The organism is Microbacterium sp. NPDC058062 (genome assembly GCF_042885375.1).
GTDB classification, from domain to species: Bacteria; Actinomycetota; Actinomycetes; order Actinomycetales; family Microbacteriaceae; genus Microbacterium; species Microbacterium trichothecenolyticum_C.
Genome location: NZ_JBHVSC010000002.1, coordinates 241,647 through 263,507, shown reverse-complemented (window position 1 = coordinate 263,507; position 21,861 = coordinate 241,647). Strand labels below are relative to the sequence as shown.

At 71.6% G+C, this 21,861-nt stretch carries 21 protein-coding genes; 14 read left to right on the top strand and 7 right to left on the bottom strand.

Features of this window, described 5'->3' with window-relative positions:
- Positions 1-109: 109 nt before the first annotated feature.
- Together ACFVSU_RS05930 and ACFVSU_RS05925 are read left to right on the top strand one after the other, a co-directional pair.
- Complete coding sequence (locus tag ACFVSU_RS05930; RefSeq protein WP_387139433.1) at positions 110-748, top strand: TetR/AcrR family transcriptional regulator; 639 nt, start codon at positions 110-112, stop codon at positions 746-748.
- Positions 749-818: 70 nt separating this feature from the next.
- Complete coding sequence (locus ACFVSU_RS05925) at positions 819-1,700, top strand: oxygenase MpaB family protein (protein ID WP_387139430.1); 882 nt, start codon at positions 819-821, stop codon at positions 1,698-1,700.
- A gap of 30 nt (positions 1,701-1,730) precedes the next feature.
- Here the strand turns inward: ACFVSU_RS05925 and ACFVSU_RS05920 are convergent, their stop codons facing one another.
- Positions 1,731-2,729, bottom strand: coding sequence for an o-succinylbenzoate synthase (locus ACFVSU_RS05920; RefSeq protein WP_387139427.1), 999 nt, complete (start codon positions 2,727-2,729; stop codon positions 1,731-1,733).
- A gap of 25 nt (positions 2,730-2,754) precedes the next feature.
- Positions 2,755-2,919: a hypothetical protein gene (locus ACFVSU_RS05915; protein WP_387139424.1), complete on the bottom strand. Its 165-nt coding sequence runs from the start codon at positions 2,917-2,919 to the stop codon at positions 2,755-2,757.
- A 98-nt stretch (positions 2,920-3,017) separates the two neighbouring features.
- Here ACFVSU_RS05915 and ACFVSU_RS05910 point away from each other — a divergent pair, with 98 nt between their 5' ends.
- The 4 genes from ACFVSU_RS05910 to metH all read left to right on the top strand — a co-directional run bounded on the left by ACFVSU_RS05910 (position 3,018) and on the right by metH (position 9,107).
- On the top strand, positions 3,018-3,353 hold the full coding sequence (locus tag ACFVSU_RS05910) for a PadR family transcriptional regulator (RefSeq protein ID WP_387139421.1): 336 nt from the start codon (positions 3,018-3,020) through the stop codon (positions 3,351-3,353).
- 1 nt (position 3,354) lies between these two features.
- The gene (locus ACFVSU_RS05905; protein ID WP_387139418.1) at positions 3,355-4,329 is read left to right on the top strand and encodes a permease prefix domain 1-containing protein; all 975 of its coding nucleotides are present in this window, start codon (positions 3,355-3,357) and stop codon (positions 4,327-4,329) included.
- Positions 4,330-4,432: 103 nt separating this feature from the next.
- On the top strand, positions 4,433-5,230 hold the full coding sequence (locus ACFVSU_RS05900; protein ID WP_387139415.1) for an LLM class F420-dependent oxidoreductase: 798 nt from the start codon (positions 4,433-4,435) through the stop codon (positions 5,228-5,230).
- A 244-nt stretch (positions 5,231-5,474) separates the two neighbouring features.
- A complete protein-coding gene (gene metH, locus ACFVSU_RS05895) occupies positions 5,475-9,107 on the top strand; it encodes a methionine synthase (RefSeq protein ID WP_387139412.1) in 3,633 nt (1,210 codons plus the stop codon).
- Between the two features lie 161 nt (positions 9,108-9,268).
- Here metH and ACFVSU_RS05890 read toward each other — a convergent pair whose 3' ends face one another.
- From ACFVSU_RS05890 to ACFVSU_RS05880, 3 genes are read right to left on the bottom strand one after another with little or no spacing between them, the layout of a single operon-like run.
- The gene (locus tag ACFVSU_RS05890; protein ID WP_387139409.1) at positions 9,269-9,694 is read right to left on the bottom strand and encodes a hypothetical protein; all 426 of its coding nucleotides are present in this window, start codon (positions 9,692-9,694) and stop codon (positions 9,269-9,271) included.
- A gap of 25 nt (positions 9,695-9,719) precedes the next feature.
- Positions 9,720-12,632 (bottom strand): ATP-binding cassette domain-containing protein, encoded by a 2,913-nt coding sequence (locus ACFVSU_RS05885; RefSeq protein WP_387139407.1) that lies wholly within the window; start codon positions 12,630-12,632, stop codon positions 9,720-9,722.
- 1 nt (position 12,633) lies between these two features.
- Entirely contained in the window at positions 12,634-13,179 is a 546-nt protein-coding gene (locus tag ACFVSU_RS05880; RefSeq protein WP_387139404.1) for a hypothetical protein, read from the bottom strand.
- Between the two features lie 76 nt (positions 13,180-13,255).
- Between ACFVSU_RS05880 and ACFVSU_RS05875 the strand changes: the two genes are divergently transcribed.
- Positions 13,256-14,170 carry a 1,4-dihydroxy-2-naphthoyl-CoA synthase gene (locus ACFVSU_RS05875; protein WP_387139401.1) on the top strand — a complete coding sequence of 305 codons (915 nt, stop codon included), beginning with the start codon at positions 13,256-13,258 and terminating at the stop codon, positions 14,168-14,170.
- Between the two features lie 13 nt (positions 14,171-14,183).
- Entirely contained in the window at positions 14,184-15,338 is a 1,155-nt protein-coding gene (locus ACFVSU_RS05870) for an AMP-binding protein (protein ID WP_387139398.1), read from the top strand.
- Between the two features lie 31 nt (positions 15,339-15,369).
- On the opposite strand, the gene ACFVSU_RS05865 is transcribed toward ACFVSU_RS05870, so the two are convergent.
- Positions 15,370-15,753 (bottom strand): VOC family protein, encoded by a 384-nt coding sequence (locus tag ACFVSU_RS05865; RefSeq protein WP_387139395.1) that lies wholly within the window; start codon positions 15,751-15,753, stop codon positions 15,370-15,372.
- 90 nt (positions 15,754-15,843) lie between these two features.
- On the opposite strand from ACFVSU_RS05865, the gene ACFVSU_RS05860 reads away from it, so the two are divergent.
- Positions 15,844-16,827 carry a 1,4-dihydroxy-2-naphthoate polyprenyltransferase gene (locus ACFVSU_RS05860; RefSeq protein ID WP_387139392.1) on the top strand — a complete coding sequence of 328 codons (984 nt, stop codon included), beginning with the start codon at positions 15,844-15,846 and terminating at the stop codon, positions 16,825-16,827.
- A gap of 19 nt (positions 16,828-16,846) precedes the next feature.
- On the opposite strand, the gene ACFVSU_RS05855 is transcribed toward ACFVSU_RS05860, so the two are convergent.
- Positions 16,847-17,155, bottom strand: a complete 309-nt coding sequence (locus tag ACFVSU_RS05855; RefSeq protein ID WP_387139389.1) for a DUF4229 domain-containing protein — start codon at positions 17,153-17,155, stop codon at positions 16,847-16,849.
- Between the two features lie 102 nt (positions 17,156-17,257).
- On the opposite strand from ACFVSU_RS05855, the gene ACFVSU_RS05850 reads away from it, so the two are divergent.
- The 5 genes from ACFVSU_RS05850 to ACFVSU_RS05830 all read left to right on the top strand — a co-directional run bounded on the left by ACFVSU_RS05850 (position 17,258) and on the right by ACFVSU_RS05830 (position 21,842).
- Positions 17,258-17,752: a PLD nuclease N-terminal domain-containing protein gene (locus ACFVSU_RS05850; RefSeq protein WP_387139385.1), complete on the top strand. Its 495-nt coding sequence runs from the start codon at positions 17,258-17,260 to the stop codon at positions 17,750-17,752.
- Between the two features lies 1 nt (position 17,753).
- Positions 17,754-19,577, top strand: a complete 1,824-nt coding sequence (menD, locus tag ACFVSU_RS05845) for a 2-succinyl-5-enolpyruvyl-6-hydroxy-3-cyclohexene-1-carboxylic-acid synthase (RefSeq protein ID WP_387139382.1) — start codon at positions 17,754-17,756, stop codon at positions 19,575-19,577.
- Between the two features lie 27 nt (positions 19,578-19,604).
- The gene (locus tag ACFVSU_RS05840) at positions 19,605-20,468 is read left to right on the top strand and encodes a polyphosphate kinase 2 family protein (RefSeq protein ID WP_387139379.1); all 864 of its coding nucleotides are present in this window, start codon (positions 19,605-19,607) and stop codon (positions 20,466-20,468) included.
- A gap of 127 nt (positions 20,469-20,595) precedes the next feature.
- Positions 20,596-20,949 (top strand): PadR family transcriptional regulator, encoded by a 354-nt coding sequence (locus tag ACFVSU_RS05835; protein WP_056368906.1) that lies wholly within the window; start codon positions 20,596-20,598, stop codon positions 20,947-20,949.
- Positions 20,946-21,842 carry a permease prefix domain 1-containing protein gene (locus tag ACFVSU_RS05830; protein ID WP_387139376.1) on the top strand — a complete coding sequence of 299 codons (897 nt, stop codon included), beginning with the start codon at positions 20,946-20,948 and terminating at the stop codon, positions 21,840-21,842. Before ACFVSU_RS05835 ends, ACFVSU_RS05830 begins: the two co-directional genes overlap by 4 nt.
- The last annotated feature ends 19 nt before the right edge of the window (positions 21,843-21,861 follow it).

Sequence of the window (21,861 nt, the reverse complement as noted above, 5' to 3'; positions counted from 1 at the left end):
TTCGGGAACCGTCGATACAGCGCTGTATCGGATACATGAGTGTATCGTAGGGCGGGTTGCCCGCCCCAACCTGAGTAGTGCGTGTGAGACTGGACGAGATGGAGGACCGATGACCGACACCCCCGTGGCCGAAGCGACCGGCACCTCTCGTCGCCGCGAGGCGACCCGGCAGAAGCTGCTGGACGCCGCCGCCCTGGTCTTCGCGGAAGTCGGCCTGGACGCAGCATCCGTCGAAGCGATCTGCGAGCGCGCAGGATTCACGCGCGGTGCGTTCTACTCGAACTTCGAGACCAAGGACGAGCTCATGCTCGCCCTCACCGAGCGGGTCGCCGGCGAGAAGATCGACGAGGTCGCCGAGCGCGTCGCCCAGCTGCAGGAGCGCGGCGAGGACCTCGAGCCCGGGACCCTCGTGCGCCAGCTGCTCGACGTGGCGTTCGACAAGAAGCAGGGCATCCTGCTGACGAGCGAGATCCGCACCCGCGCGATGCGCGACCAGCGGCTCGCCGAGACCTACCTCGCGTGGCAGACGGGCATGGTCGAGCGCGTCGGCTCGTTCATCGAGGAGCTCGCGCTCGCATACCGCTTCCGTCTGCGGGTGCCGCCGCAGGAGTTCGCCGGCGTCATCCTGCAGACCTGGGAAGACACGTCGGCCTACGCCATCATGTCGGGCCTCAGCACCCCCGAGATGCACGCCCTCGTGAACGAGCGCACCGCCCTCCTGGCGACCGCTCTCGTCGACCCCCTCTGACGCTCCCAGCGCTCCGGGCCTCAGGCCTCCGGGAGTGAATCCGCGTTCACTTCTGCGCTAGAGTGCGCTCATGACCGCAGGCGATGACGTCGACGGTGCCGCAGCGGCGACGAAGCAGGACAGGCGCCGGCATCTGGACGCGACCGAGAACGACGCGCTGCGCCAGGCAGCGAACTGGTTCATCCTCGCCGCGGGCACAGCGAACGTGATCATGCAGCTGTCCCGTCCGGCGGTCGCCTACGGCGTGATGGAGAGCAAGGTCGACGAGGGCAGCCTGTTCAAGAACCCGAAGCGGCGTGCCCGCACGACGACGGCCTACATCGCGGTGACGATGCTCGGCGGCGCCGACGAGCGCGCCGCGATGCGGCGGGCGACGAACGCCTCGCACGCCCGGGTGCGCTCCGAGCCCGGGCACCCCGTCGGTTACAACGCCTTCGATCCGGCGCTGCAGAAGTGGGTGGCGGCGTGCCTCTATCTCGGCGCGGAGCAGGCCTGCGAACGGGTGCACGGACCGCTGGGCGGTGCGTTCGCCGAGCGGTTCTACCAGCAGGGCAGCGTGTTCGGGACGACACTCCAGCTGCCGCCGGACGCGTGGCCGCGCTCGCGCGACGCATTCGAGGAGTACTGGCGCGACAGCCTGGCCGACCTCACGATCGACCCGACCACGCGGCAGTACTTGATGCGCATCGTGCGCCGGGAGTACCTCGGACGCCGCGTGCCGGCGCGCCTGCTCCGCCTGCGGCAGCGCCTCGTGGCGAGCTACCTCGGCCCCGACTTCCGTGCGCTGATGCAGCTGCCCTGGACCGACGCGGATGCGCGGTCGTTCGACTCCTTCAACAGGCGGCTCGGGCGCCTCATGCGGCTCGTGCCGGTCGCTGTGCGCGAGGCGCCCCTGCGCCGCAGTCTGCGCGACGTCCAGCGCAGGCTGGAGGAGGGCCGCCCGCTGTTCTGACGCGGCCGTCCGGCCAGCCTCGATGAGGCGTCAGGAAGCGGCGAGAACGGTGTAGCAGCGGGTGAGCCGGTCGAGCCACCATTCGCGGCGGTCGGTGGATGCTGCGTGCTCGGCCAGCAGCGCCGGGTCGGGGATCACCCGGCCCACGGCGAGCGCACCGGCGCGTGGCGTGAGCGGCGGGTCGACGACGTCCGCCGTGAACAGCGACGCGGTGCCCAGGCCGCAGTCGTAGTCGAGCTCGGGGAGGGCGGCGGCCAGCGCGACGCCCATCGACAGCCCCACCGAGGTGTCGAGGGCGCTCGACACGATCGCGGGCAGCCCGGCCTCCGCGACGATCTCGAGAGCGCGCCGCACACCGCCGAGCGGCTGCGCCTTGATCACCAGCAGATCGGCGGCTCCGGCTCGCGCGACCGCGAGGGGATCGGCGGCCTTGCGCACGCTCTCGTCGGCCGCGATCGGGATGCCCATGTACTTCACGCGCCGGCGCAGCTCGGCCAGCTCCTCGACGCTCGCGCACGGCTGCTCGACGTACTCGAGGTCGAACTCCGCGAGCGCGTGCACCGCGTGCTCCGCTTCGTCGACGTTCCAGGCGCCGTTCGCGTCGACGCGAACGCGGCCTTCGGGACCCATGGCCTCGCGCACCGCACGCACGCGCGCGACGTCGTCCGCGAGCACCTGACCGGGCTCCGCCACCTTGACCTTCGCCGTCCGGCAGCCGTCGAACCTCGCGAGCACGGACGGGACGGATGCTGCTGCCACCGCCGGCACGGTGGCGTTGACGCCGATGAGGTCGCGGCGAGCGGCGGGTCGCGGCATCCGTGAATCCTCGATGGCGGCAGCCAGCCACGTCGAGGCTTCCGCGTCGTCGTAGTCGGCGAAGGGTGAGAACTCGGCCCAGCCCTCGGGACCCTCGAAGAGCAGCGCTTCGCGGACGTCGATGCCGCGGAACCGTGTCGCAAGCGGCAGCGCCACCACGTGAGCGGTGTCGAGGATCTCGGCCAGCGGGGGGAGCGGAGCGGCGGTGGTCACATACTCAGTCTGCCCCGATGCGGACTCAGAATCCGCCGGCGTGGAACCGCGCGTCGCGTGTCTCGTAGTGCCCGACCACGCGGGCATCGCGGTATGAGGAGGACTGCGCGTTGCGGTACTCCTCGTGGGTCACGGGCTTTCCGAAGAGGGCCCACTTCAGGCGCATCCAACGACTCGGCTTCTCGGACATCGGGGCTCCCGTCTCGCGGTGCCCTCAGCATCCCAGTTCTGATCGGAACTATAAAGTGCCGTTGACGATAGTGTGTGACACACAGTATGGTGTGAGACATGAGCGAATCCGAGATCCTCGAGACGCACCTGCAGGAGCTGCGGCGCGGCACGGTCGTGCTCGCGTGCCTGCGGCTGCTCGAGACGCCGGGGTACGGGTACGGACTGCTCGAGGAGTTGGGCAAGCGCGGCTTCCCGACCGACGCGAACACGCTGTACCCGCTGCTGCGGCGCCTCGAGAAGCAGGGCTATCTCACGAGCGAGTGGAACACCGACGAGTCCCGTCCCCGCAAGTTCTACCGCACCAGCGACGCCGGCCTCCGCCTCGCCGGCGCCCTCACCGACGACTTCCGCGCGATCGCCGTCGCGATCGACGCCCTCCCCGAGGAGAACTGACATGACCATCACCGCCACCCTCACCGACCGCTACATCGACGCGGCGATGCGGACCGTCCCCGAGGCGCAGCGCGCCGACCTCGCCGCCGAGTTGCGCGCGTCGATCGACGACCAGGTCGAGGCCCGCGTCGAGCAGGGCGAGCCGCGCGAGACGGCAGAGCGTGCCGTGCTCACCGAGCTCGGCGACCCCGACAAGCTCGCCGCCGGCTACACGGACCGCCCGCTGTGGCTCGTCGGCCCGCGCTACTTCCTCGACTGGTGGCGGCTGCTGAAGCTGCTGCTGTACATCGTGCCCGCGTGCGCCGCGTTCGGCGTCTCGCTCGCGATGGTGCTCGACGGCGCCACGTTCGGCGAGATCATCGGCGCACTCGTGCCGCTGCTGCTCTCGGTGGTCGTGCACCTCGCGTTCTGGACGACGCTGGTCTTCGTCATCCTCGAGCGCACCGGCCACGAGACGATGACCGGCCAGCCCTGGACGCCCGACCAGCTCCCCGAGCCGCGCCAGAAGGGCGTCGGCCTCGGCGACATGATCACGTCGCTGGCGTTCCTCGGGATCATGGTCGGGGTCGTGCTGTGGGACCTGTTCATCGGCTTCGTGCCCACCGAGCCCGGGCTGTCGTTCCTTGACCCGGGGCTCTGGCCCTGGTGGATCCTGGCGCTGTTCGCCGTGATGGCCCTCGAAGCCGTGCTCGCGATCGTCGTCTACGCGATCGGACGCTGGACCGTCGGCCTCGCGGTGGCCAACGGCATCCTGAATCTCGTCATCGCGGTTCCCGCGCTGTGGCTGCTGTTCGAGGGACGCCTCATCAACCCGGCGTATTTCCCGACGATCATCCCCGACGACGGCGCCGAGGTCGGCCAGATCATCACGATCATCGTCGGCTTCGTGATCGCGGGCGTCGCGATCTGGGACACGGTGGATGCCGCGCTCAAGGCCGCGCGTGCGCGCCGGGGCTCATCACGCGTCCTCAGCTGAGGATCTGACCCGAGATGCGGACCGAACCCCCTGGGGCGGTCCGCATCTCGGCGCATTCCCTCGAACGAGGACCGCCCCCTCCCGCCGGCCGTACGCTTTCCCCATGCCCCTCCTCGATACTCCCGTGCGCCTCGGCGTGCAGCTGCAGCCCCAGCACGCGCCCTACTCCGCCTTCCGCGACGCGGTGCTCCGCCTCGAGGAGATGGGCGTCGACATCCTCTTCAACTGGGATCATTTCTTCCCGCTGAACGGCGACCCGGACGGCCCGCACTTCGAGTCGTGGACGATGCTCGCCGCGTGGGCGGAGCAGACCGAGCGGGTCGAATTCGGCGCCCTCGTCAACTGCAACAGCTACCGCAACCCCGACCTGCAGGCCGACATGGCCCGCACGATCGACCACATCTCGGCGAAGGACGGCGTCGGCCGCTTCATCTTCGCGACCGGATCCGGCTGGTTCGCCCGCGACTACGAGGAGTACGGCTACGACTTCGGCACCGCCGGCTCGCGCCTCGACGACCTCGCCGCCGGCCTCGAGCGCATCGAGGCGCGCTGGCAGAAGCTCAACCCGGCCCCCACGCGCGACATCCCGGTCATGATCGGCGGCGCAGGCGAGCAGAAGACGCTGCGCCTGGTCGCCCGGCACGCCGACATCTGGCACAGCTACGTGCGTGCCAGCGATCTGCCCCACAAGCTCGACGTCATCGAGCGATGGGCCGAGCGCGAGCAGCGCGACACGTCCAACCTCGTGATCTCGAACGAGCTGCACCAGCGCGACGAGGCCCACGCCGACGGCCTCCACGACGCCGGCGTGCGCCTCTTCACCATCGGCTTCCAGGGCCCCGACTGGGACTTCGACCTCATCCGCAGCTGGCTCGCCTGGCGCGACGCCAAGAACGCCTGACGTTCGGACCCGTGGATGCTGCACCCCGGCGCACCGCGCCGGGCGGCAGCATCCATCGTCCCAGCCTCGCCCGAACCGCGAGAGTGCAGCGGGTCGCCGAGAGTGCGGTTGGTTCCCTACCTCTCGGCAACCAGCTGTACTCTCGCGGGCCTGGGCCTCCCGGACCAGCGTCCACATCGGACGCGGACCGCGGTGTCCGTCATGGAAGGGGACGCCGAAGAGCCCGGCGACTAAAATCGCCGAGGTGACCGCAGCACCGCCCGCACCCCGGTTCGCCCTCGACATCGACGGGGTTCCCAGGCCTGAGCGCTCGCAGCAGCTGCTCGACGGCGTGCGCGAGCGGGTGGTCATCGCCGACGGCGCGATGGGCACGATGCTGCAGCGGTACGACCTGTCGATCGACGGCGACTTCCAGGGCCTCGAGGGGTGCAACGAGATCCTCAACGTCTCGCGCCCCGACGTGGTCGGCGAGATCCACGACGCGTACCTCGCGGTGGGCGTCGACGCAGTCGAGACGAACACGTTCGGCGCGAACTGGTCGAACCTCGACGACTACGGCATCGTCGACCGCATCGCCGAGCTCGCCGAGAAGGGTGCCCGCATCGCCCGCGACCGCGTCGAGGCCGCCGAGGCCGCGGACGGCCGCATGCGGTGGGTGCTCGGCTCGATGGGCCCGGGCACGAAGCTCCCGAGCCTCGGTCACACCACCTACGACAACCTCAAGCAGACCTTCGCACTTCAGGCCGAGGGGCTCATCGACGGCGGCGCCGACGCCTTCCTCGTCGAGACCTCGCAGGATCTGCTGCAGACAAAGGCCGCGATCAACGGGTGCCGGCAGGCGATCGTGAGCCGCGGCATCCGTCTGCCGATCTTCGTCGAGGTGACCGTCGAGACCACCGGCACCATGCTGATGGGCTCCGAGATCGGCGCCGCGCTCACGGCCATCGAGCCGCTCGGCGTCGACGCGATCGGGCTCAACTGCGCCACCGGCCCGACCGAGATGAGCGAGCACCTCCGGCACCTGTCGAAGCACGCGACGGTGCCGATCGCGTGCATGCCCAACGCGGGCCTTCCCGTGCTCGGCGCGAACGGCGCGCACTACCCGCTCACGCCCGTCGAGCTCGCGACCGCGCACGAGCAGTTCGTGCGCGAGTTCGGTCTGGGACTGGTCGGCGGATGCTGCGGCACCACGCCCGAGCACCTCGCCGCCGTCGTCGAGCGCCTGCGTCCGGTCGGCGGCGCCGCGGCGCGTCGCCCGGAGCTGGACGCAGGGGTCGCGTCGCTGTACCAGCACGTGTCGTTCCAGCAGGACGCCTCGTACCTCGCGATCGGCGAGCGCACCAACGCGAACGGCTCGAAGGCGTTCCGCGAGGCGATGCTCGAGGAGCGGTGGGACGACTGCGTCGAGATCGCCCGCGACCAGATCCGGGTCGGCGCGCACCTGCTCGACGTCTGCATCGACTACGTCGGCCGCGACGGCGTCGCCGACATCCGCGAGGTCGTCTCGCGCTTCGCGAGCGCCTCGACCCTGCCGCTCGTCGTCGACTCGACCGAGCCCGCGGTCATCGCCGCCGGGCTCGAGCTCATCGGCGGCCGGCCCGTCGTGAACTCCGTGAACTACGAGGACGGCGACGGCCCGACCTCGCGCTTCGGCCGCATCATGCCGCTCGTGAAGGAGCACGGCACCGCGGTCGTCGCGCTGACGATCGACGAGCACGGCCAAGCCCGCACGGCCGAGGGCAAGGTGCAGATCGCGTCGCGCCTCGTCGACGAGCTCGTCGGCGAGTGGGGGATGCGGGTCAACGACATCATCGTCGACTGCCTGACCTTCCCGATCGCGACCGGCCAGGAGGAGACCCGCCGCGACGCCATCGAGACGATCGAGGCGATCCGGCAGATCACGGCGAAGTACCCCGGCATCAACACGACCCTCGGCGTCTCGAACGTCTCATTCGGCCTCAACCCGGCCGCCCGCAGCGTGCTGAACTCCGCGTTCATGCACGAAGCGGTCGAGGCCGGTCTCACCTCGGGGATCATCGACGCCGCGAAGATCGTGCCGCTCGCCTCGATCTCGGAGGAGCAGCGCAAGGTCGCGCTCGACCTGGTGTGGGACCGTCGCGAGTACGACGCCGACGGCAACGTCACCTACGACCCGCTGGCACGGATGCTGGACCTCTTCGCGGGCGTCGACACCGCGGCCCTGCGCAACCAGCGCGCGGCCGAGCTCGCGGCGCTGCCGGTGGGGGAGCGGCTCGAACGCCGCATCATCGACGGCGAGGGGAAGGGCCTCGAAGCCGACCTCGACCTCGCTCGCGCGGGCGGGCTGGCGCCGCTGCAGATCATCAACGACCACCTGCTCGAGGGCATGAAGATCGTCGGCGAGCGGTTCGGCGCCGGCGAGATGCAGCTGCCGTTCGTGCTGCAGTCGGCCGAGGTGATGAAGAGCGCCGTCGCCCTCCTCGAACCGCACATGGAGAAGTCGGATGCCTCGGGCAAGGGCCGCATCATCCTGGCGACCGTCCGCGGCGACGTGCACGACATCGGCAAGAACCTCGTCGACATCATCCTGACCAACAACGGGTACGACGTGATCAACCTCGGCATCAAGCAGCCGATCGCCGACATCATCGCGGCGGCCGAGGAGCACGACGCCGACGTGATCGGCATGTCGGGTCTGCTCGTGAAGTCGACGGTCGTGATGAAGGAGAACCTCGAGGAGCTCACGTCGCGCGGCCTCGGCAGGAAGTGGCCGGTGATCCTCGGCGGTGCGGCGCTCACGCGCGCGTACGTCGAGGACGACCTCGCCTCGCTGTTCGACGGCGAGGTGCGCTACGCCCGCGACGCGTTCGAGGGGCTCGCGCTCATGGATCCGCTCGTGAAGATCGCGCGCGGCGCCGATCCCGCGTCCGTCGGGCTGCCCGCGCTGAAGAAGCGGCGGCACGCGGCCGGCTCCAAGCTCACGCTCACCGAGCCCGAGGCCATGCCGGCACGCTCGGACGTGGCATCCGACAATCCCGTCCCCGCCCCGCCGTTCTGGGGAACGCGCATCGTCCGCGGCCTCGCGCTGCACGACTACGCGGCATTCCTCGACGAGCGCGCGACGTTCATGGGCCAGTGGGGCCTCAAGCCCGGCCGCGGTGAGGACGGCGTCACCTACGAGCAGCTCGTCGAGGCCGAGGGCCGCCCGCGGCTGCGGTACTGGCTCGACCGCATCCTCGGCGAGGGGATGCTCGACGCGTCCGTCGCGTACGGCTTCTTCCCGGTCGTGTCGGAGGGCAACGACGTCGTCGTGCTGCACCACGGCGACGACCCCGCGGGAGTGCTCGGCGCAGCCGGCCTCCTCGCCCCCGACGGCGGGTCGGGCGGCACGCTCGGCACCGACCGCCTGCGCTTCCACTTCCCGCGTCAGCGCCGCGACCGCCACCTGTGCCTCGCCGACTTCGTGCGCTCGCGCGAGTCGGGCCAGGTCGACGTGATGCCGGTGCAGCTCGTGACGGCGGGCGCGAACATCGACTCGGTCACCGCGAAGCTCTTCGCCGAGGACAAGTACCGCGACTACTACGAGCTCAACGGGCTCGTGATGCAGCTGACCGAGGCGCTCGCCGAGTACTGGCACGCCCGCATCCGCTCGGAGCTCGGGTTCTCGCACGAGGACCCGACCGACACCGCAGGCCTCTTCAAGCTGGAGTACCGCGGCGCCCGCTTCTCCCTCGGCTACCCCGCGTGCCCCGACATGGAGGACCGCCGCAAGGTCGTCGAGCTCCTCCGCCCCGAGCGCATGGGCGTCGAGCTCAGCGAGGAGCTGCAGCTCCACCCGGAGCAGTCGACCGACGCCTTCGTCTTCCACCACCCCGAGGCGAAGTACTTCTCCGTCTGAGGGATGCCGCGGCCCGCGGGTTGAGGTCGGCGGAGGGCGGTCGGGCGAGTGGGTGGACGGATGCCGCGGCCCGCAGGATCCATCACGGTGATCGCTGTGGTCGCGACCCGATGTGCAGAGCGGCGACTCCCGCCACGGTCACGTCGGCCGCGCGCGGAGGCTCAGCCCGGCGTGATCCGGAAATCGACGTTGGCGGGCACGCCGCCGTCGAGCCACGACTCGGGCGAGGCCGTCATGAACCACATCGCGCCGAGCACGGAGGCCAGGAGCGGGACCACCCACAGGGCGGTCGCGGCGATCCGGAGGATCCGGGTGATCTGGGCGGTCGTGGTGGCCTTCGCGGCGCGGCTCAGGGCGACCACGAAGACGAACGCCATCACGAGCCACGTCAGGGGCGAGGGACGCAGCGTCGCGGTGTAGCAGATCTGGTCGCCGCCCGACGCGGGGTCGAGGCATCCGCCGCTCGAGGCGAGGGTGAGCACGCCGTACAGAACCGCCCACAGGAGACCGCGCTTGGCGAGCGAGATGATCTCGGGGACGTACGCACCGATGAGGTTCGTCGGCGGCGCTGCGGTCGCAGTGGTCACGTGGGCTCCTCCCGGCACGTGACCCTCACGATAGGGCAGAAGCGCGCTCCCGCGGGGCGGGCACGGGCTGCGTCCGCGTCGCCAGCGGCTTTGTGCGGCGGAGGGCCGCGAGGATCGGGCGACCGACGACGACCAGCCCGATGACGGTGGTGATCGCGCGGAGGGTGTCCCAGCTGAGGGTCGAGGTGACCAGCGAGTACAGCAGGAAGCTCGAGAGGTTCACGTCGAGCGGCGCGCTGCCGTCGTACGAGATGCCGGTGCCGTAGCCGACGGCGAACGGCCAGAACCACAGGTTCATCAGCAGGCCGAACGCGTACGAGGCGACGACCCCGTAGACGCTGAGCATCGCGATCTCGGCCCCGCGGGAGATCCGCCGGGGGAGGAGCCCCGCGATCGCGCCGACCCACGCGCACGCGAACATCTGGAACGGCGTCCACGGGCCGAAGGTGCCCGTGATGAGGGTGGACAGGGCGATCGTCGCCATGCCGAGCAGCATTCCGAACCGCGCGCCATAGGCACGCCCCGCGAGGATCAGCAGGATGAACACCGCCTCGACACCGCCGACGCCCGTGCCCGCGATGCGCACGGCCGCGCCGATCGCGGCGAGCGTGCCGAGGAGCGCGAGCATGTGCGCCGACCGCACGCTCCCGTCGAGGGTGGCCACGACGACGAGCGCCGCAAGGGGCACGAGCGCGAGCGCCGCGATCGGCACCGCCGCATAGGCCTGCTCCGGCACCGCCGTCGCGACGAGCGGCCAGCAGAACGCCCCGAGCGCGACGAGGTTCGCGGCCGCCAGAGCCAGGACCGGCAGACGGCCGCTGACCCGACGTGGGGCTGCGTGGGCTGCGCCGTCCAACGGGCTCCCCGCTGCGCCGTCTGCAGGACCAGTGCCCCGGACTCCGGCATCGGCCGCGGCATTCCGGGCGGCGAACCCGTCGACCCGGGGTTCGTCCTGCAATCGGTCGGGGGCGTCGGGGGTGGGGACGGGGGAGAGCGCGAGAGGGAGGGGGATGGATGCTGCGGACAGCACGCCCGCCCGCATCAGCAGCGCCGCGTCGGCCCGGGCGGCGAACTCGGGCTCGTGCGTGGCCACCAGCACCGCCGTGCCCGTGGCGGCGAGCGAGTCCAGCGCGGCCCAGACCATGTCGCGGGCCGCGGGGTCGAGGCCGCGGGTCGGCTCGTCCACCAGGAGCACGCGCGGCGCGACCGCGAGCTGGATCGCCAGCGCGAGGCAGCGCCGCTCACCCGCGGAGAGGTCGCGCGGGTGCCGCGCCAGCCGCGCCACGAACGCCGGACCGTCCGGGTCGAGACCCAGGAACCCGGCGAACCGGATCGCAGCCGCAGGCTCCGCACCACGTCCCGCCCGGCGGTCGGCGCGGCGGCACTCGGCCGCGACCGAGTCGGAGACGAAAAGGTCGTCCGAGGCATCCGGAACCAGCGCCACGCGACCGGCGGACTCGATCTCCATCCCGCGCGCAGGAAGGGCGAGCGCCGCGAGCAGGCTCGATTTGCCGGCGCCGTTGGGTCCGACGAGCGCGACGACCTCGCCGGCGCGCAGCTCGACGTCGGCACCGGCCACGGCTACCGCACCCCGGTGCCGCACCGTGATGCCGCGGGCTCGCAGTACGACGTCCGACGACCCCGTCGATTCGGGGCGCGCGCTGCGCGTTCCGGGCGCCGACCGTGCGCCCGGAACGTCGGTGGTGCGCCCCAAATCAGAGATGGGCTCGACGGAAACGACCGCACCGCCGTCGATCCGCAGCACCGTGTCTGCGATCCCGGCGAGTGCGTCGACGCGATGCTCCGCCACCACGACGCACATCCCCGCCTCGTGCGCCAGGGAATCCAGGAGCCCGGCGATCCGCACCCGCGCGTCGGCGTCGAGGTCGGCGAGCGGCTCGTCGACCAGCAGCAGGATGGGGTGCTCCACGATCGCGGCGGCGATCGCCACCAGCGTCGCCTCGCCCGCCGAGAGCCCGCGCGTGGGGCGGTCGAGCAGCGCCGTCGCGCCGACCCGGCCGGCGATCTCGGCCACGCGCGCGGTCGCGAGAACGGGGGCGACGCCGCGCAGCTCGAGCGAGAGTCCGATCTCGTCGCGTACGCGCTCGGTGGCGAACGCGTCACGCGGATGCTGCAGCACCACGCCCACGCGCTCTGCGAGGTCGCGCGGCGGCACGGTCGCGCGTTCGTGGCCGACGACCTGCAGCGACCCGGCGATCCAGCCGCCGTCCGTATGCGTGTGGAGGCCCGCGACCGCCCGCAGCAGCGTCGACTTGCCCGACCCGGTCGGCCCCGCGACGAGGGTGAGCGTCCCCGCCGGGAGCGCGAGCGAGGACGGAAGACGGATGCCTCGTCTCGCTCCGCCATCGCCGAACCCGATCTCCGCGCCTTCGGCCTGGACCGGGGCGAGGCAGTCCCCGTCCAGTCCGCGTCCTGCGAAGCCCCGAAGCTCGAGGGCGGCGGCCACGGCCCCCGCGCGTTCGAGCGTTCGCTCCAGCAGGGGAAGCAGCATCCGTGCCCCGCCGCGCTCGCCGCGGAGGCGCTGCGCGAACCGCACCGCGCGGGCGCCGTCGGCGAGCGAGGGGAGGGTGGCCGCGGCGATCGCGAGCGCCCGCGCGACGCCTCGCAGCGGGCCGCGCCGGGAGGCCCGCGCGAAGACGCGGTGCAGGTCGACGAGGGCGTTCACCACCCCGAACGCGAGGATCGCGAGGGCGATCGGCAGGGCGCTGGCGGCGGCATCCCACAGTCCATCGACCGTGACCGGACCCAGCAGCACCACATGCGCGAACGGCGACGGCAGTCGCACCGCCGGAAGGTTCAGCAGGACGAAGCCGTCGCCGTCGGCGCCGTGGAAGAGGATGCGGTAGACGACCCGGGCCGCCACGAACCCTGCGGCGAGGATCGCCGCGGCTCGCAGGGGACCGGGTCGGAACGTCATGTCAGGATGTCGGCGCTGCCGGCTCTCCGTTCAGCGTGAAGAGCAGCTCGACGCCCTCACCGGGCTCGAGCTTCTGGGTCGAGGCACCCTCCTGCGCGTAGTCCCACTCGCCGCCCGCGGGCTTGACCCACAGCGACCAGTAGGCGTACTCCGGAGCCATCGTCTTGCAGGTCTCGAAGTACTCCGAGCCGTCGGGTGCGGTGATCGCCTGGTCCTCGGCGGGCACGCCGTTCACGCGGCAGACCACCTGGTCGCCGTACTGCTCCGTGCCCTCGGTCGTGACATTCACGAGCGTGAACGCATCGGCGGCGACGAGGGCCTCATCGGTCGCGATGCACCACTCCTTGCCGTCTTCGCCGAGAGCGGAGGCGTCGACGACCACGGTGATGCCGGCGTCGTCGGCGCACGCCTCGTCGCTGACCTGCACGGTCTGCGTGTCGGAGGCCGTCGGGGCCGCCTCGGGGGCGCCGGACGAGCAGGCGGCGAGGGCGAAGAGCAGGGCAGCGGATGCCGCGGCGGCCGCCACGGCGCGAAGAGTCGAAGTCACCGATCCAGGCTAGGCCCCGGCCGCCGGTGTCCGGTTGCACATGACGCCCGCGCGGAGCCCACCGTAGGCTGGCCGGGTGAGCGTTTCGGATCTCTTCGACGACAGCGAGTGGCAGCAGGCGCCCGGCCGGCCCGAGGGCGGCTACACCGACATCACGGCCCATGTCTCGAAGGACGGCCGCATCGCGCGCATCGCGTTCGACCGGCCGGAGGTGCGCAACGCCTTCCGCCCGCACACCGTCGACGAGCTCTACCGCGCGCTCGACGTCGCCCGCCAGGACCCCCGCGTGGGCGTCGTGCTGCTCACCGGCAACGGGCCGAGCCCGAAGGACGGCGGCTGGGCGTTCTGCTCGGGCGGCGACCAGCGCATCCGCGGGCGCGACGGCTACAAGTACTCCGAGGACGAGTCCGCGGTCCCCGCAGACGCGCAGGCCCGTGCCGGGCGACTCCACATCCTCGAGGTGCAGCGGCTGATCCGGTTCATGCCCAAGGTCGTGATCGCGGTGATCCCCGGGTGGGCCGCCGGCGGCGGGCACTCGCTGCATGTCGTGTGCGACCTGTCGATCGCCTCGGCCGAGCACGGCCGGTTCAAGCAGACGGACGCCGACGTGGGCTCGTTCGACGCCGGGTACGGCTCGGCGTACTTCGCGCGGCAGATCGGGCAGAAGTTCGCACGCGAGGTCTTCTTCCTCGCCGAGGAGTACTCCGCGCAGCGCGCCTACGAGATGGGCGCGGTCAACCGGGTCGTGCCGCATGCCGACCTCGAGCGCGAGGCCGTGGCGATGGCCCGCACCATCCTCACCAAGTCGCCGACCGCGATCCGCATGCTGAAGTTCGCGTTCAACGCGGTCGACGACGGGATGGTGGGCCAGCAGGTGTTCGCGGGGGAGGCCACGCGTCTCGCCTACGGCACCGACGAGGCCGTCGAGGGTCGGGACTCGTTCCTCGAGAAGCGCGACCCCGACTGGTCGCCCTACCCCTGGCACTTCTGATCCGGCGCCCGCGATGAAGCTCGTCCCCGTCATCGGCGATGACCCCCGCGAGATCCTGCGGGGCCTCCGCGGTGCGCTGCACGGTGCAGGACCGGCGCTCGGCCTCGGCCTCGTCAGCGGCCTCCCCGCGGACGTCCGGGCGGGCACCGCGGTGGTCGTGACGACATCCGGGTCCACCGGCATCCCGAAGAGCGTGGTCCTCAGCCGCGACGCGCTCACCGCGAGCGCCCTGTCGACCGCCGACCGCATCGGCGACGGCGCGTGGCTGCTGGCGCTGCCGGCGAGCTACGTCGCGGGTCTGCAGGTGCTCGTGCGCTCCCTCGTCGCCGATCGCGAGCCCGCGATCCTCGCGGGGGCCTTCACTCCGCAGGCGTTCTCGGCGGGCGCGCTCATGATGGTGTCGACCGACCGCGGCGAGCGGGTGCCGAGCTACACCTCGCTGGTGCCCGCGCAGCTGTCGAAGCTGCTCGACGCGGCCGAGCACGACCCCTCGGTCCTCGCGGCGCTGCGGTCGTTCGAGACGATCCTCGTCGGAGGCCAGGCGCTCCCCGCGGCGACCCTCGAGCGCGCCGAGGCCGCGGGCGCGCGCATCGTGCGCACCTACGGCTCCACCGAGACCAGCGGCGGCTGCGTGTACGACGGCGTGGCCCTGGGCAACGTGCGCCTGCGCATCGAGCGCGGCGAGGTGCAGGTCTCCGGTCCGACACTGGCCGACGGCTACCTCGGCAACGACGAGCTGACGGATGCTGCGTTCCTCCGCGACCGCGACGGATCCCGGTGGTACCGCACCGGCGACGCGGGACTCCTCGAGGACGGGGTCCTGCGCGTGCGCGGCCGCATCGACAACGTCATCGTCTCGGGCGGCATCAACGTGTCGCTCGACCGCGTCGAGCGGATCGTGCGGGGGATCCCCGGCCTCGCTCTCGCCGTGGTCGTGGGGATTCCCGACGAGCGGTGGGGCGAGGCATCCGTCGTCGTCGCCTCCCGGGGCGAGGCGCTGCGGCGCAGCGAAGCGGTGCAGCTCGAGGAGGCGCGCGCCGCCGTCCAGGCCGAGATCGGCGCACACGCCCGCCCGTCACGGCTCGTGCTGGTCGACGAGCTCGCGACGCTGCCCTCGGGAAAACCCGACCGCGAGGCGATCCGCCGCGCGGTGATGGCCCTGCACTGAGGCGCGCTTCGACAAGCTCAGCGAACGGGGTCTAGCCCGGCGGGTACGGGCCGGTGTCGACGACGCAGAAGCGGTTGCCCTCGGTGTCTTCGAGGACGACCCAGTCGGCGTCGTCGGGGTAGTCGTGCCAGTCGACCTCGCGGGCACCGAGCCCGATCAGGCGCTGCACCTCGGCCGCCTGGTCTTCGGCGTACAGGTCGAGGTGGATGCGCGGCGGGTAGTGCTGCGGGTACCCGGTGACCGAGAGCGCGAGACTCGCCCCGGGCGCCGACCAATCGGCCTTGCCCGGCGGATCGAGGATGACCCAGTCGTCGCCCGGCTCGTTGCGGTTCACGTAGCCGAGGGCCGCGCGCCAGAAGTCACCGGCGCGTGAGATGTCCTCGACGGTGAGGACGATGGATCCGATACTCAGCATGGGCTTCATCCTCGCCCCGGGCGCCGACATCCGTCAGGGGGGTTGACGGATGCGGGTGCCACATCGACTCGGCGCCTAAGATGTGCATTCGTGGCAGGAACCCCGAGCAAGAAGCGCACCACCGCCGGACGCAAGAAGCAGCCGCCCCGCGGAAACCCGCAGAAGGCGCACGTCTCGCGCGACCCCGCACACGTCGAGAAGCCCACGGCGCGCGACTGGATCGGCGCGGCGCGCCTGCGGACGCTGCCCCTGGCGATCACGCCCATCCTCGTCGGCACGGGCGCCGCGATCCTCGTGGTGGACGTCTTCCATTGGGTGATCGCGCTCTTCTGCCTCATCGTGTCGGTGGCGCTGCAGATCGGCGTCAACTACGCCAACGACTACAGCGACGGCATCCGGGGCACCGACGACTTCCGGGTCGGCCCCGCCCGTCTCACGGCCGGCCGCAAGGTGAAGCCGCGCACCGTGCTCATCGTCGCGCTCGCGTTCTTCGCGATCGCGGCGCTCGCCGGACTCGCGATCACGATCCGCACCCAGCAGTGGTGGCTGATCGCCGCCGGCGCCGTGTGCATCCTCGCCGCGTGGTTCTACACCGGCGGCAAGCGCCCGTACGGCTACTACGGCCTCGGCGAGCTCTTCGTCTTCGTGTTCTTCGGTCTCGTCGCGACGCTCGGCACGACCTGGGTGCAGGCCTTCGCGCTCCCGCAGGAGGCGTGGTTCGGCGCCGTCGGCGTCGGCCTCATCGCCTGCGCCGTGCTGCTGGCCAACAACCTGCGCGACATCGACCAGGACCGTGCCGCGCACAAGCGGACGCTCACCGTGCTCATCGGCCGCACCGCGACGCGCTGGCTGTTCACCGTGTTCCTGCTGGTGGCGTTCGCCATCGCCGCGTTCCTGGCGTGGATCGGCTACCCGATCGCGTGGCTCACGCTGCTGGCGCTCCTGGCCGGTGCGCCCGCGATCCTCATCGTGTGGACCTACCGCGACCCGCGCGAACTCGTCGTCGCCCTCGGCCTCACATCGCTGACGTCCGTCGCCTACGGCGCCTTCCTGATGTGGGCCTTCATCGGCTGACGGATGCTGCGCCCCGGCGTCAGGCGCGGGACTCGGGCGCTTCGGTGTCGGGCGTGGAGGGGGCGGCAGCGTCGGCCGCGGCATCCTCCGCCTCTTCGTCGCTGGCGGCAGTGCGCGCCTGGGCGCGGCGCTCGGCGAGGCCCGAGGTGACGTCGTCGAGGGGCTTGCGGAGGAAGAGCACCGAGAGGCTCAGGCCGATGAGGGCGGCGAAGATGGCGGCGAGCCAGTAGTACTCGCGCATGATCGGGAACAGCATCAGGATGCCGAACGGCACGAGGAACGCCAGCAGCCGCAGCACCGAGTAGACGATGGCAGAGCGCGCTTTCACCCATCCATCCTACGTTCCGCCGCGGAGGCCGCTTCTGCGACGGTTGCGTCACGGAGCGCCCGCGAACGCCCACTCGGGGCCCCGCCCGCCTAGGATGGGAAGATGCCTCGGGTGCTGTTGATTCTGGCCCTGGTGGCGACCGCGTTCTGGGTCTTCACCATCGTCGATTGCGCCGTCCAGCCCCCGACCCGCCACCGCGGCGTGAGCAAGCCGATCTGGATCCTCATCGTCGTGCTGCTGCCCGTGCTGGGTGGCATCCTCTGGCTCATCGTCGGCCGCGGGCGCGCGTCGTCCGTCGCCGCACGCAGGGCCCCGGATGACGACCCCGAGTTCCTCGGGCGCATCGGCACGATCTCCGACCAGGACGAGCGCATCCGCCGCCTCGAGGAGGAGCTCGCGCAGCTCGACGCCGAGGGCGACGATCCCCGCTTCAACCCGCCGGGCGGTCCTGCGGCGTCCGACGACACCGCCGTACCCGGCAGTGCGGCAGCCGCGGGAGGCACCGCGACGCCGGGCACCCCGCCGCAGCCGAAGCCGCCGATCCGTCCCGCTGACGGCGACGACGACGCCCGCGGTCAGCGCGGGGCCCTCGGCTGACGTGACCGACTCCGACAGCGCCGGGGGCGCGCTCGATTCCGCGCCCGCGACCGATGCCGCCGCCGCGCTGCTGTGCCGGCTCGTCGAGCTCGGTGTGCGCCACGTCGTGCTGAGCCCGGGCTCGCGCTCGCAGGCGCTCGCCCTGGTCGCGGCAGAGCTCGAGCGGCGCGGCGCCCTCCGCCTCCACGTCCGCATCGACGAGCGCGTCGCGGGCTTCACGGCGCTCGGCATTGGACGCGAGACGCGGGTGCCGGCGGCCGTGGTCTGCACGTCGGGCACCGCGGTCGCGAACCTGCTGCCCGCCGCGCTCGAGGCCCATCACGCCGGCGTGCCGCTGCTGCTGCTCACCGCCGACCGGCCCCCGGAGCTGCGCGGGGTCGGAGCGAACCAGACGACGCGCCAGCCGGGGATGTTCGCGCCCACCGTGCGGCTCGAGGCCGATGTGCCGGTGCCCGAGGCGCTCGATCCCGACGGCACCCACGAGCAGAGCGCCATGCTCCGTCTTCTCGCCGAGGACGCCGTCGCCGCGGCGCTGGGCGCGGGCACGCGCTCGCCGGGCCCCGTGCACCTGAACCTGCCGTACCGCGAGCCGCTGTCGGGCGCCCTCCCCGCGTGGATGGGCGTGCCCGCCGCCGAGCTCGAGACCGCCGTCGTCGACGACCCCGACGGACCCCCGGTGGCGGTCGACGCCGAGGACGAGGCATCCGGTGCCCTGTACCAGGGCGGTGGCGGCATCGGCGAGGCCGACCTGCCGACCGAGCCGGAGGATGCGCCGCTCGTGCTCGAGCGCGGTCCCCGCACCATCGTGCTCGCGGGATCCGACGCCGGCCCCGACGCGGAGGAGCTCGCCCACGTCGGCGCGTGGCCGCTCGTCGCCGAGATCGTGAGCGGTGCGCGCTTCGGTCGTCAGCTCGTCCACGGCTACCGCGCGCTGCTGCGCGACCCGCAGCTCGGCGGCCGCATCGAGCGCGTCGTCGTGCTGGGTCACCCGACCCTCAGCCGGGAGGCGGCCGCGCTGCTCTCCGACCCCGAGATCGAGGTCGTCGCGGTGCGGGGTCCGGGCGAGCCGCTCAACCTCAACGGCGCTACCCTGGCCGCCGACCGCATCGCGGTCGCGACGGGCGACCCCGATCGCGAATGGCTCGGGGAGTGGATGCACGCGTCGCGCGCAGCATCCGTCGATCTCACCCCGCCGGCTCCCGATGCCGACGGTCTCTCGTCGGCGGTGCCGGGGGAGAGGCTCGGAGCGATCGCGGCGGAGCTCGGCGTGATCCGCGCGCCCGTCGACCGTGCTGCGCTCGTGGACGCCGTCTGGCGGGCGACGTGGCCCCATGACCGCCTCGTGTTCGGCTCGTCGCGCCTGGTGCGCGTCGCCGACCAGGTGCTCGCGGGCAAGAAGGTGACGGTGCACGCCAATCGCGGGCTGGCCGGCATCGACGGAACGATCGCCACGGCGACCGGCATCGCCCTCGCGAGCCAGGCGACGGGCGGAGCCGGGGTCACTCGCGTGATCCTCGGCGACCTCGCGCTGCTGCACGACGCCGGCGCGATGCTCCTGCCTCCCCAGGAGGACGAGCCGCGGCTCCAGCTCATCGTCGGCAACGACGGCGGCGGCACGATCTTCGACGGGCTCGAGGTGGCCTCCGTCGCGGGCGCCGATGTGATGGACCGCGTGCTCCTCACGCCGCACACCGTGCGCCTCGAGCAGCTCGCGCTCGCGTACGGCTGGGAGTACCGCCGGGTCACCACGCGGGCGGCCCTCGACCAGGTGCTCACATCGCCGGTCGGCGGTCGTCAGCTCATCGAGGTTCCGCTCGAGCGCTGAGCCCGCGGCATCCGCCATGATGGCTCCATGATCGCCTCGAGTCAGAAGCACTGGAGCGGCGACGTCGCCGATCTCCTCCGTGTCCGCGAGGGTTTCGTCCTCGCCGACGTCGACACCCGCTCGACCCCGGGATACGAGAAGGACAAGGCTCACGCGGCGGACGACCTCCAGTCCGGTGCGGCCGAGCTCGACGAGTACCAGGAGCGTCTGTACGCGCGCAGCCGCGTCGACGAGACGAACGCCTCCGTGCTGCTCGTGTTGCAGGCGATGGACTCCGCCGGCAAGGGCGGCATCATCCGTCACGTCGTGGGCTCCGTCGACCCGCAGGGCATCGTGCTCGCGGCGTTCAAGAAGCCCACCGACGAGGAGCTGAAGCACGACTTCCTGTGGCGGATCAAGCAGCGGCTTCCCGACTCGGGCATGATCGGCGTCTTCGACCGCTCGCACTACGAGGACGTGCTCATCGGCCGGGTCAGGCGCCTCGCCCCCGAGCAGGAGATCGAGCGTCGCTACGCGGCGATCAACGACTTCGAGCGTCAGCTCACCGACTCCGGCACGAGGGTCGTCAAGGTGATGCTCCACATCTCGCCGGATGAGCAGAAGAAGCGCCTCATGCGGCGCCTCAACCGTCTCGACAAGCACTGGAAGTACAACCCGACCGACGTGGACGAGCGTGAGCTGTGGCCGCAGTACATGGCGGCGTACCAGACGGTGTTCGAGCGCACGTCGACCGAGCATGCGCCCTGGTTCGTCGTGCCCGCAGACCACAAGTGGTACGGGCGGCTCGCCGTCCAGAACCTGCTGCTGGAGGCGCTCGAGGACATCGACCCGCAGTGGCCGAAGGCGACGTTCGACGTCGAAGCCGAGAAGCTGCGCCTCGCGGCCACCTGACCCGCCCTCGCACCGAACGCCTCCCCGCCGATCGCCGGCGGGGAGGCGTTCGTCGTGGAGAGGGCGGGTATTCGAGCTCGCAAAGTAGTTGATGCTCATGAGTACTTGACGTGATACAGTACTTGACATGACACAAGACGACGCGTTCGCGGCCGACCTGCTGCGCGGCCACACCGACACGATCGTGCTCGGTGTGCTGCGGCGCGGCGACGCGTACGGCTTCGAGATCTACAAGGCGATCCGCGATGCGACCGGCGGCGATCACGAGATCAAAGAGGCGACGCTGTACGCCACGTACCGCCGCCTCGAGAAGGACGGACTCGTCGAGTCGTACTGGGGCGACGAGTCCCAGGGCGGCCGCCGCAAGTACTACCGCATCACCGACGCCGGCCGCGCGGTCTTCCGCGGCAACGTCGCGGCCTGGACCGCGACCCGGCGCATCATCGACTCACTGCTCGACGTGAAGGAGAGCCAGCAATGAACACCGACATCCATCGCCTCCTCGACGAGGCGTTCCAGGGCATCGAGATGACGCCCGACGCCCAGGACCTGAAGGAGGAGGTGCGCGCGAACCTCGTCGCCCGTACCGAGGAACTCGAGGCGGCGGGTGTGCCGCCGACCGAGGCGGCGCGGCGCGCGATCGCCGAGCTCGGCGACGTCCGCGCCCTTCTCGACGAGACGGCGGATGCTGCGCCCCGCCCGCACGCGGACGGCTATGCCGCCCTGCAGCAGCGTCATCGCGTGCGTCCGAAGCCGGGCTTCGTGGTCCGCGCCGTGGTGTGGTCCATCGCCGCGGTGATCGGCATCACGCTCGGCATCCTCGGGGCGGCAGGCGTGTGGCCGATCCCGCTCGGCGCGCAGATCGGCGCCTTCGGCCTCGCGGCCACCGCTCTCGGCCTCCTCGTCGGCGACTCGCTCTCGCAGGAGACGACGACCAACCACCCGATGCCGCAGAACCGCGCTGCCGGGTACTTCCTCGCCACGCTGCTCGGCGCCTATGGGCTCGGCTTCGTCGCGCTCGTCGCCTTCGGTTCGATGCCGGTGTGGGGCGTCGTGTTCGCCGCGCTCGGCATCATCGCCTCGATCATCCTGTTCGCGTTCCTCGGAGCGAGCCAGACGAACCGCCACAAGGCCTGGACACGTCAGGCGCACACGAGCGAACCGCCGAACCGGTTCGAGCGCGAACCCGAGACCGCCGCACGTTTCGGCATCTACAGCGCCGTCATCTGGCTGGTGACCTTCGCCGTCATCGCGGTGCTCGTCTTCACCGTCGGCTGGTGGTGGGCGCCGGTCGCCTTCGTCGGCGGGTTCGCGGTCATGATGCTCGTCCTCGCACGGATGCTCTTCGGCCCCGAGAAGACCTCCGGTCGTTGAGCGAGCGAAGCGAGACGAA

Bases quoted from the DNA above. Each gene is read 5' to 3' on its own strand.
- ACFVSU_RS05930 (WP_387139433.1), top strand. From the start codon at position 110: ATGACCGACACCCCCGTGGCCGAAGCGACCGGCACCTCTCGTCGCCGC.
- ACFVSU_RS05925 (WP_387139430.1), top strand. From the start codon at position 819: ATGACCGCAGGCGATGACGTCGACGGTGCCGCAGCGGCGACGAAGCAG.
- ACFVSU_RS05915 (WP_387139424.1), bottom strand. From the start codon at position 2,919: ATGTCCGAGAAGCCGAGTCGTTGGATGCGCCTGAAGTGGGCCCTCTTC.
- ACFVSU_RS05910 (WP_387139421.1), top strand. From the start codon at position 3,018: ATGAGCGAATCCGAGATCCTCGAGACGCACCTGCAGGAGCTGCGGCGC.
- ACFVSU_RS05905 (WP_387139418.1), top strand. From the start codon at position 3,355: ATGACCATCACCGCCACCCTCACCGACCGCTACATCGACGCGGCGATG.
- ACFVSU_RS05900 (WP_387139415.1), top strand. From the start codon at position 4,433: ATGCCCCTCCTCGATACTCCCGTGCGCCTCGGCGTGCAGCTGCAGCCC.
- ACFVSU_RS05885 (WP_387139407.1), bottom strand. From the start codon at position 12,632: ATGACGTTCCGACCCGGTCCCCTGCGAGCCGCGGCGATCCTCGCCGCA.
- ACFVSU_RS05870 (WP_387139398.1), top strand. From the start codon at position 14,184: ATGAAGCTCGTCCCCGTCATCGGCGATGACCCCCGCGAGATCCTGCGG.
- ACFVSU_RS05865 (WP_387139395.1), bottom strand. From the start codon at position 15,753: ATGCTGAGTATCGGATCCATCGTCCTCACCGTCGAGGACATCTCACGC.
- ACFVSU_RS05850 (WP_387139385.1), top strand. From the start codon at position 17,258: ATGCCTCGGGTGCTGTTGATTCTGGCCCTGGTGGCGACCGCGTTCTGG.
- ACFVSU_RS05840 (WP_387139379.1), top strand. From the start codon at position 19,605: ATGATCGCCTCGAGTCAGAAGCACTGGAGCGGCGACGTCGCCGATCTC.
- ACFVSU_RS05835 (WP_056368906.1), top strand. From the start codon at position 20,596: ATGACACAAGACGACGCGTTCGCGGCCGACCTGCTGCGCGGCCACACC.
- ACFVSU_RS05830 (WP_387139376.1), top strand. From the start codon at position 20,946: ATGAACACCGACATCCATCGCCTCCTCGACGAGGCGTTCCAGGGCATC.